This window comes from Methylobacterium sp. J-068, from assembly GCF_022829445.1.
Taxonomy (GTDB): Bacteria; Pseudomonadota; Alphaproteobacteria; order Rhizobiales; family Beijerinckiaceae; genus Methylobacterium.
The window spans coordinates 1-8653 of record NZ_JAKSXY010000067.1 but is presented as its reverse complement, the minus strand read 5'-3'; the positions used below and the strand labels follow the sequence as shown (position 1 = coordinate 8653).

Genomic DNA, 8653 nt, shown 5'->3' with positions numbered 1-8653 from the left:
CTTCTCGGCCGCCTCGCGGTCGACCAGCTTGCCCTCGTTCTTCTCGACCTCCTGCTTGCGCTGCAGGCCGAGGAAGTTCTCCTTCCGGCGGATGGCCTCCGGGAGAGGGAGGTTCGTCGGGTCAAGGCCCGCCTCATCGATCTGAGCTTCATCGCCGCCGCGCGGCGCGGCACCGGGCCGCGGCATCGCCTCGCCGATCGTCTGCCAGGTATCCGGCTTGGGCTTGGCGGGTGCCTTCGGCTCCGGCGCCGACCTGTTACCTGGGACAGTCCGAACTGGGCGATGGGTAACACCGCCGCGATAGTTCGCTGGCCGCTGGTCGAGGGCCCATTCGGTGGCCTCGACGTCGATCAATCCGGCCTCGCCGAGGACGAGAATACCCTTTTGCTTCCAGCCCGTTACCGTCTTCCGGGACACGCCGCGTCGGCGGGCGAAGTCGGCTTGGCTTAGGAATTTAGCCCCGGTCGTTTCGGCCATGGGCGTTGTTACCTGTTACCCTGTTACCGGGTTTTGGGACCCTGCCGCTAGGAACATTGGGGGCCCCGACCACCCGTATACGGTTTGGGCACCCAGGGTCCCCCGCACTCGGATCGGCGCCGAATGCGAGCCGCCCGTCGAATCGACCCGGCTCCATCTGCGGTCGCGGGATCGGACGGCCGCTGACGAGCGCGAGGTGGCGCCAAGGGCCGGCGTGCCTCTCATGGCGGCGGAACGCCTTGCCCTGTTCAAGGCTCACCAGACGCAGGACGTGAGGCTACTGCCGTTCTCCGTGCGGCGTGACGCCGAGAGCTTGAAGAGCAAGCTGTAGCCCTATCGAAAAGCTCCTCAGCGTTCTCTCGCTCGGTATGCCTCCATCGTAGAGACGCGATCTGACCCATCGTCGTGCAGGGCTGAAGGTCGATGCGGGCGGAGGAAAGCATTCTGGTTGGCGCTTCGTTCGGCTCATCCGTAGCGATGCGCGCCGCCCATTGAGTAATGGGCTGGCCGCCGTGAACCCACTGGCGCGGGCGCCGTTCAGATTGAGGCTTCTAGGGTCTGTGAGTGGACTACCTGAACGGGTAGGTCTGCGGGGAGAAACCCTATGTTCAAGACACTCACGCTCGGTGCTGGCCTGTTGGCTGCCAGTTTGTTCATGGCACCGGCCCCGTCGTCAGCAGCACCGCTCGGTGTCGTGATGATGCCTGAAGCCGCGAGCGCGGTAGAGAACGTCCAGTACGGCTACGGCGGATATGGCGGCGGCGGATACGGGCGCCGCGGTTATGGTGGTGGATACGGACGTCGCGGCTACGGTGGCGGTCGTCACTTTGGACCGCGCTTTGGTGGCCGTGAGTTCGGCTTCGGTCGTGGACGGGGTCATGGTTACGGACACGATCGTGGATACGGCCGGCGCAGCTACTACTAGAACGTAGAGGCGTCCCTCAGGTTTGAGGGGCGCCACCAATGGTATCATGAGATCTGCTGGCTCAAGCAGTGCCCTCTTGGGGTACAACTAACTGAACCAGCCTTCAAAGTGGAGAAGCGGTGTCACCCGTCTCCGTAGAGGCTTAACTTCAATCCCGCGTCAGGAGAGTACAGCGCCTACAGGGTCAGTTAACAACTACAATACTCTGTCGACATGTGCAACGCCTTCGAGCCGCTCAGAGTGTCGTTATTGACATCCTGCACATTTGGCTATTGCGGCGAGTGCCCTGTCAGGGCACCTTTGCTTCTTATGGCGTCAGGGAGCAGGGCATCAAACATGGCCGACGATGACCGCTCCGAACAGGAGCAGTTCTTTGCGTTGGAAACGGCCGAGCAGGTCGAGTTCGACGGCGAAGGGCCCTTCATGTTCCCCCTCTGCGAAGCGAAGGCTGGCATTCTCATGGGAGAGGATGTTGGTATCCTAATTCTCAAGACCGTTGAGGGCGATCGTTTTGGCGTTCCGATGGGGCACGAGGCACTGTCGACCCTCTACCAAGTCGTGGGTGAAGCGCTCCGTGGCCTAAAGCCTGCTGACGAGGTCGTGCAGTGACGTCAGGGCTCAACGAAGCCAGGGTCGCTTACGTCCATCGCGTGATTCCCTATCCCGAGCTTATAGGAATCTAGGATGAGCGACACGAAACCGTTCCTCCTGACCGCCGCACTGGATGCACTTCCAAAGGGAGCCGTAGGCGACTTCCTCATGCCGCTGTGCAAGTCCGACGTTGGTCTGATGATGGGACTGGATTTGGCGGTGGCGGTCCTGACGACGATCGAGGGCCAGCGTGTCGGCGTCCCGCTCACCCTCGAATCGATTCCCAGTCTGCGCACACTCCTCACCGAAGCCCTCCGCATGCTCCAGGCGCCCGAGGGTGGATCGGTGCAGTGAGACATCACAGCACCGACCAGCACCATGACGCGTGAGCACCGAAGCTGATCATGCGCGATGAAGCGGCGATCCTGGAAGAGATGCGACTGGCCGTCGATGGTCAGAAGGTCGGGGGTGAGCCAACGGGCTGGGCCGGTGATGCGCACGCCGATCAAATGTCGATGGTTTTGCCATTTCTAAGCACGTTAACGCAGATCGCTACCGTCCGCTTGGTTTTCAGGATGCGGCGCTCCCGTCCCGATCGTGATTGCTCAGCGACCCTTGTTGTTACCTACAAGGGGGCCGATTTTTGTGCTTGGCGTATGGACTGGCGCCCCAACGCGCCTCACACGAACCCCACGGGGCCACCTGAATTGCGAGGCCTGGAAGTTGAGACCGGCGTGCACGATTTTCACTTGAATGCGACGCTTGGCCTTGTTCGCATGCACACCGAAAAAATGCCGATTTGTCGGCCCGTCGATCCTCCTCCTAACTTTCCCGCTTTCGCCCGTGCGGTTTACGCTATGCTGAACATCACACCGACCGAACCCACACCGGACCCACCATGGTCGCCGCGTCTTTTCTGATGCCGGAGCATCCGGCCAATCGCTCACTTGCCTCTGAGATTGCTCAGAAGCTGGTCCGTGTCCGCGTAGGCGAGGCAGATACGACCATTGTGACGCCGGTGCTCTATCCAGGCGGGCGCATGGTGAGCGTGCGACTCCTGGGCGGGCCAGATCGCTTCACCGTCACGGATGACGGCGGCGGCATGTCTGAGGCCGAGATGGTAGGGGCGGAGGATCTTTATCGCGACGAGGCCAGGAAGGTCGCAGAGCGCTATCAGCTTAGATTTAATCGTTGGGAGTTGTTTGAGATTGATGCCCCGCTAGATCGACTTCCGGGGTTTATTGCTATCGTCGCTAATGCCGCCGCCGAGGCAATGCTTCGCACAACTGACGCGTTGACCAAACGCCTTGAGCGCCATAAGCGTGAGGCATTAGCAGATAGACTAGAGCGTATATTCGGTTCGAAACAGGTTGAAAAACGACCTGTTATTCATGGCAGCTCTACGAAAGAATGGCGATTTGAGGCCGCGGTGAACCAGATCAATGGTAGACGTTCCCTATTCACGCTGATTACTCCGGCCCCGGGGTCCGTGGCATGGGGGTACGCAAAAATGGATGACGTCTCCCGTATCGAATCGGCACCTCTCATCACCGCCGTCATTGATGGTCGCTTGGCTGCGGACGATCGGGTGTTGATCGGTCGCGCCGCCCGTCGTCTCCTTTCTGTTGATGATGCGGATGACGCTTTCCGTGTCGCCGCTTAACCTAGAAGGATTGCCCATCCTGATGAGCCCGCATTGCGCGTGCATTTTTCGTTTTGCGCGCATCCTTCATCCCTAGCGGGACAGTTTAGAAGCTACCCGGGTGTCGCGCTCTCGCGACGGACATCCCGAGGGCAAGCGGGGACCACGTGAAGCTCACCCTCTACATCGCCGGCGCGCTGCACATCGCGTTCGGCATCTTCTTCTTTCTCGCTTCGTCCGGCGCACCCGCAGCGGAGGGCGGGGTCTATTTGGGTCCAGCCCTCGGCGGCACGATCGGTGGGTTTGTGATGCTAGCCCTAGGCCGTGCCATCCAACTGCTCAAGCGCATTGAGCGGAACGGTAGGCCGCCGGAGTGATGGGCTCACCTATAGCGTCTGCACCTCTGCGATCCCGAGTTCGACTGGCGAAGGCCGTCCGAACAGGCTGACAGCGACACGCAGGCGATCGTTCGGCAGGATCGCTTCCACCACGGCCGGGAAGCTTGCGAATGGGCCTTCCCGCACGACGACGCTCTGACCGGTCTTGATGCCTACCGGCTCCACGATCTCACCGCGTGCCAGGACGTCCACGAACTGCTGCAAGCCCTCGGCGTCCAGGCGCGCCGGCTTGAGGACGGGACCCGCGATATTGCCCTCAGTGCTGGCGTCCTCGACCGGGTAGCAGACGAGATCGGCGACGCCGGGCGCAGCCTTGGCTTCGTCGAGGTGGTCGGCATCAGCGACACCGATGAAGACGGTGCGGAGGAGCATGGGCGCCCGGCGGATCACCCGGCGACCGCGGCGCACGACGACCTCAGAGGTGCGGGGCTGGTAGGTGACCACCTGGGCGGCCTGGAGGGCCTGGAGGGCCCGCTCGCCCATCCGTGGCTTCGTCCGGGCTATGTACCAACACAGGCTCGGATCGATCGTCAACGAGGCCACGCCGCAGATGGGGTCGGCGGCACTCCTGGCGCCGACGACGGCGGCCGAAATGGGGTTGGCGCTCAGGCCGGCCGGAAGCCCACGACGCTCCGACCTACGCTGCTCACGGCGCTGTCGACGCTCTCGCTCGCGCTGACGCTTGCCCTTGCCTCGGCTGCTCATGGGTACTCCTGTAGTAGGGGATGGATCGGGGGCAGCGTCAGGCGGCGCGGCTCGAGTCGAGCAGCACGTCGTTCCAATCCGCGCCGGCGCGGGTGGGGATCTCGACACGTACCTTCAGCCCGCGAAGGGCCAGACGGTGTGCCAGGGCGTAGGCCGCTGCCTGGCCGCCGAATTTCGGATCGCGGTCGCCGAAGACGACGATCTCGCGCGCTGGATCGGGTGGAATCCACTTCGCCAGCATGCCGCTGCTGACGGCTGCCCAGGTCGGGACCCCGAACAGCGACGCGGCCGCGAGCGCAGTCTCGATACCTTCCGCGATGCCAAGCACGGGTCCTTCCTCGAACAGCCTGATCGCCGCGCCTTCGGGGATGGTGCCCGGCATCAGGCGACGAGGCACCTCGACTGCCGCCTTGCGACCGTCCTGGGTGAGATAGGTCCGGTGAAGAGTGGCAGGCTTGCCGTCGGGTCCCGTGACCATGGCGACCATTGCGGGATGCCAGGAGGGTTGGTCGTCCTGGTAGCGCAGCCGTTCCACAGTTCGAAGACATCGTGGCGCGTCGCTCAGGCCGACGCGGGACCCGAGGTATAGGGCGACGGGATCACCGGGCGTGACGACCTTGGATTCGCGCCAGAGACGTCGGAGTGATGCGCGGCAGGCATCGGGCGGAGAACGCCGCCGGCTTCGCTGCTCTGGCACGCTCGCCAGGAGCGCATCGATCCGCTGGGCGAGATCACGGAACTCGCATCCCGTCGCCTTCATGGCGAGGTCCGCGCCGTCTCCCGCACCGCAGCCGTTGCAGATCCACGTGCCCCGGCCCTCGCGATCGTCGAACCGGAATCGGGTCTTTCCCCCGCACATCGGGCACGGGCCCTGCTTGCCCGACAGGAACCGGGAATCCACACCGACCAGCGGCAGGAGACCCGCCCAGCGCCCCCTGGCGCGATCACTGAGCGGCGTGCGCATGTGTGCTTCCCTTCGCTTTGATGTAGGCGATCTGCCTAGACTTGATCCACGAGAGGATGAACGGCGTCGGCTCGACCAGCGGCGCGTTGTGGTAGCGGTCTGGCCAGACGCCCGTCAGCTCGCGGAACTTGTGAGCCGCCCACCCCTCGGAGTAGTTGCGCCGCCGGGCGAAGTGCTTGAGCTGGCCGAAGAGCAATTCCTTTTCCGTGGTGCTGGCCTGCGACCGCTTCGGGGTCATCTCGACGAGTTCGCCATCGTCGCATTGGATGTCGCTCTGCTTCTCCGCCTTGAACCCGCAGGCAGGGCATTTGGCGACCTTAGGCGGCTTCAGGAACGCGCAGGAGGAGCATTTCTTCGGCAAGGCTTCGGGCCGGGCCTTGGCCTCCTGCTTCTGACGCTGCCGGCCATCGTCGAGAGCATCGTGGTGGATGTCCGTGACCAAGCCGAGCCGAAGGTGGGTGTCGGAGTGATCGAGGATCAGGCAGTCCGACTTGCCCTCGGCGGTCCGCAGGCCCCGCCCGATGATCTGGACGAACAGCATCTCGGATTTCGTGGGCCGGGCCAGGACGATGCAACGAACATCGAGATCCACGCCGGTGGTCAGGCAGCCGACGCTGGCGATGGCGCGCAGCTCACCCGCGGTGAAGCGGCGGAACAGCACCTCTCGCTCGTCGGGCTTGGTGTAGGCGTCGATGTAGCCGGTCGGGACCCCCGCCGCTTCGAACTGGGCCTGTAGGTTCTTGGCGTGGGCTCGATCCACGCCGAAGATGAAGGTTGGGCGGTTCTCCCCCCGTCGCAGCCAGGTTTCTACGACGTCGGCGACCAGGGCAGGCTTGTTCATGGCCTTGCCGAGATCGCCCTCGTGGTAGTCGCCGGCCACGGTGCGGACCCCGGTCAGATCGGGGTGCGACGGTGCGTAGACCCGAAACGGCGAAAGGTAGCCGACCTCGATCAGTTCGGCCGTGGTCGTGACCTGCACGAGGTCGTCGTAGAATTTGCCGAGCCCCCGGGTCCAAGGCGTCGCTGACAAACCCACGAACGGGACCGTGGCCCATTCCTCGGCCTGCATCCAGACGCCGAGCATTTCGAACCAGCGGTGGGCCTCGTCGATCACCACGATGTCGAACCGTGGAATCGCTCGCCGTTGCAACGTCTGGATCGAGGCGACCTGGATGGGGCGCGTCGAATCCGTCATCGGGTGGTTGCCCTGGATCACCCCGACGTCCCGGATGCCCTCGGCCCAAAACGACCGCACCGTCTGGTCGATCAGCGACAGGGCTGGAACCACGAACAGCACCCGCTTGCCCTTCGACAGGGCCCCCTGGACGATCGCCGCCGCGACGACGGTCTTGCCGAAACCTGTCGGTGCCTGGAGCATCGGCCGGCGGTGTCCGGTCGAGAGCGATTCCCGCAGCCGCTCGATGATCCGGACCTGATGGGGGCGGAGGACCCGGCTCATCGGGCGTCCTCCTCGGCGACGTCGTGGAGATCCCAGTCGTCGTGATCCTCGCCGTGGTGGAGAGTGGGACCGAAGGCGTCGTCACCGAACGGATCGGGGGGTGCTGCTCCTGGGGCTCCCCCGTACAGAGCCTTTTCCTGAAAGGTCTCTTCGCGGCTAGGATATAGGTTCCTTTGGGTTCCTGTTAGGTTCTTTCCCCGGCACGTCGTGCCGCTAACCCGTCCTTCATATGCCGCTAACCCGTCCTTAATCTGCCGGTAACCCTCCCCACCCTTGGTGGCATCATCTGCCGCAAAGGGTAATTCCTCCGGTGCTACCTCGATCACTGTCAGGAGGTCGAAGTCACGGCCGAGATTCAGGGTGATCAGGTCGGTGGCCCGGCCGCCGAACCGGTTGCCACGCGGCACCCGCTGGATCACCTCGGCGGTCGTGAGTTCAGCGAGGACCAGCCGAACCGTCCGAACGGCAAGCCCGGTGTCGGCGGCGATGGTGGCTTGGGAGGGCCAGCACTGCCCCTGCTTGTCAGCGCGGTCCGCGAGGGCCCCAAGGACGATCCGGCAGGTGGTCCGCACCCGCTGACGCTTCGCCCATTTCGCTGCGATCACGCTCATCGACCGTCTCCCTTTATAGACGCGGCGACCAGGTCGTCAGCGGCCCGGTAGGCGTGCTCGGCGGCGCGGGGGAGGCTCGATGCCTTGGCGATAGAGTTGCAGCCGTAGCGCAGCAGGCGGTCGCCGAAATCGACCACCATCCGGTAGTCGCCAGCCCCCTCCGCCCGCTGGATCAGGTCCAGCCGCAGTGCGCGCAGGGCCGCGTCGGCCGCGTCGTACAGTCTTCGGTCGGCGGTGAGCCGTGGCTTCAGATCAGACATGACGCTTCCGTTCCGAAAACCGGGGGTGCGGTCGGTGAAAGGTTTCAGACTTTTGGGTCGTCAGGCGCCGCGGGTGCGGCTTCGGTTAGGGCGGGGCGCGGATTTGCACGCGTAGCCGTACCTCCTGCTTCAGGTGCCCTCGGAACTCCTTCTCCGGCTGGCAGCACCGCTCCCGGAATGCCTTAAGGCAGGCCACCGTCTGGCCGTGCGCGGCCGCGCGTTGGCGGTTCGTCTCGGCGGCGATGAGAAGGTTCTCTGCTTCCAAGCTCAACGCGAGGCGGCCATCGGCGGCGGCGCGCTTCTCGTGCCACCGGATCAGCCGGTCGACCGCGGCGATGGCGGGCACGTCGTAGGTGTAGGGCTCAGCCATGGTGTTCACGGCTGTCGCCAAGCCGAGCGCGGAGATCGAGCACTTCTCCGGTCAGCCGGGCGATCTCGTCCTCGAGGTCGAGGTGGGTCCGCTCGTCCGAGGCCAGGTGGGCCCGCATGAAGGCCGTGTAGGCATCCACCGCGGCTTGATGATCGGCGAGGTCGTCGCTGGTCTGGGCGAAGCGCTTGGCCTCCACCCACCGGTCGAACAGGCAGGACCGGTACGCCTTCACCCGCTCGACGATGGGCGGG

14 protein-coding genes are annotated in these 8653 nt (G+C 64.3%); 6 read left to right on the top strand and 8 right to left on the bottom strand.

Annotated features, from left to right (window positions below; translation table 11 throughout):
- The coding region (locus MKK54_RS09975) for a hypothetical protein (protein ID WP_244010638.1) at positions 1 to 477 on the bottom strand (477 nt) is incomplete at its 3' end.
- Between the two features lie 604 nt (positions 478 to 1081).
- Between MKK54_RS09975 and MKK54_RS09970 the strand changes: the two genes are divergently transcribed.
- The 6 genes from MKK54_RS09970 (at position 1082) to MKK54_RS09945 (ending at position 4012) form a co-directional block, all read left to right on the top strand.
- Positions 1082 to 1402, top strand: a complete 321-nt coding sequence (locus MKK54_RS09970) for a hypothetical protein (protein ID WP_244010637.1) — start codon at positions 1082 to 1084, stop codon at positions 1400 to 1402.
- Positions 1403 to 1738: 336 nt separating this feature from the next.
- Complete coding sequence (locus MKK54_RS09965; RefSeq protein WP_244010636.1) at positions 1739 to 2011, top strand: hypothetical protein; 273 nt, start codon at positions 1739 to 1741, stop codon at positions 2009 to 2011.
- A 75-nt stretch (positions 2012 to 2086) separates the two neighbouring features.
- On the top strand, positions 2087 to 2347 hold the full coding sequence (locus MKK54_RS09960) for a hypothetical protein (RefSeq protein WP_244010635.1): 261 nt from the start codon (positions 2087 to 2089) through the stop codon (positions 2345 to 2347).
- 50 nt (positions 2348 to 2397) lie between these two features.
- Positions 2398 to 2913, top strand: a complete 516-nt coding sequence (locus MKK54_RS09955) for a hypothetical protein (RefSeq protein ID WP_244010634.1) — start codon at positions 2398 to 2400, stop codon at positions 2911 to 2913.
- Complete coding sequence (locus MKK54_RS09950; protein ID WP_244010633.1) at positions 2892 to 3656, top strand: hypothetical protein; 765 nt, start codon at positions 2892 to 2894, stop codon at positions 3654 to 3656. Before MKK54_RS09955 ends, MKK54_RS09950 begins: the two co-directional genes overlap by 22 nt.
- Positions 3657 to 3802: 146 nt before the next feature.
- Positions 3803 to 4012 (top strand): hypothetical protein, encoded by a 210-nt coding sequence (locus tag MKK54_RS09945; RefSeq protein ID WP_244010632.1) that lies wholly within the window; start codon positions 3803 to 3805, stop codon positions 4010 to 4012.
- Between the two features lie 9 nt (positions 4013 to 4021).
- Here the strand turns inward: MKK54_RS09945 and MKK54_RS09940 are convergent, their stop codons facing one another.
- From MKK54_RS09940 to MKK54_RS09910, 7 genes are all read right to left on the bottom strand, one after another.
- A complete protein-coding gene (locus tag MKK54_RS09940) occupies positions 4022 to 4738 on the bottom strand; it encodes a transcription termination/antitermination protein NusG (protein ID WP_244010631.1) in 717 nt (238 codons plus the stop codon).
- Positions 4739 to 4775: 37 nt separating this feature from the next.
- Positions 4776 to 5702 (bottom strand): toprim domain-containing protein, encoded by a 927-nt coding sequence (locus MKK54_RS09935; protein WP_244010630.1) that lies wholly within the window; start codon positions 5700 to 5702, stop codon positions 4776 to 4778.
- Complete coding sequence (locus MKK54_RS09930) at positions 5683 to 7161, bottom strand: DEAD/DEAH box helicase (protein ID WP_244010629.1); 1479 nt, start codon at positions 7159 to 7161, stop codon at positions 5683 to 5685. Before MKK54_RS09930 ends, MKK54_RS09935 begins: the two co-directional genes overlap by 20 nt.
- On the bottom strand, positions 7158 to 7772 hold the full coding sequence (locus MKK54_RS09925) for a helix-turn-helix domain-containing protein (protein WP_244010628.1): 615 nt from the start codon (positions 7770 to 7772) through the stop codon (positions 7158 to 7160). Before MKK54_RS09925 ends, MKK54_RS09930 begins: the two co-directional genes overlap by 4 nt.
- On the bottom strand, positions 7769 to 8032 hold the full coding sequence (locus MKK54_RS09920) for a hypothetical protein (protein WP_244010627.1): 264 nt from the start codon (positions 8030 to 8032) through the stop codon (positions 7769 to 7771). The genes MKK54_RS09925 and MKK54_RS09920 overlap by 4 nt, the downstream gene beginning before the upstream one ends.
- 85 nt (positions 8033 to 8117) lie before the next feature.
- On the bottom strand, positions 8118 to 8402 hold the full coding sequence (locus tag MKK54_RS09915) for a hypothetical protein (RefSeq protein WP_244010626.1): 285 nt from the start codon (positions 8400 to 8402) through the stop codon (positions 8118 to 8120).
- Positions 8395 to 8653 (bottom strand): DUF837 domain-containing protein (locus MKK54_RS09910; RefSeq protein ID WP_244010625.1); only part of this gene is annotated, 259 nt, incomplete at its 5' end. The genes MKK54_RS09910 and MKK54_RS09915, both read right to left, overlap by 8 nt.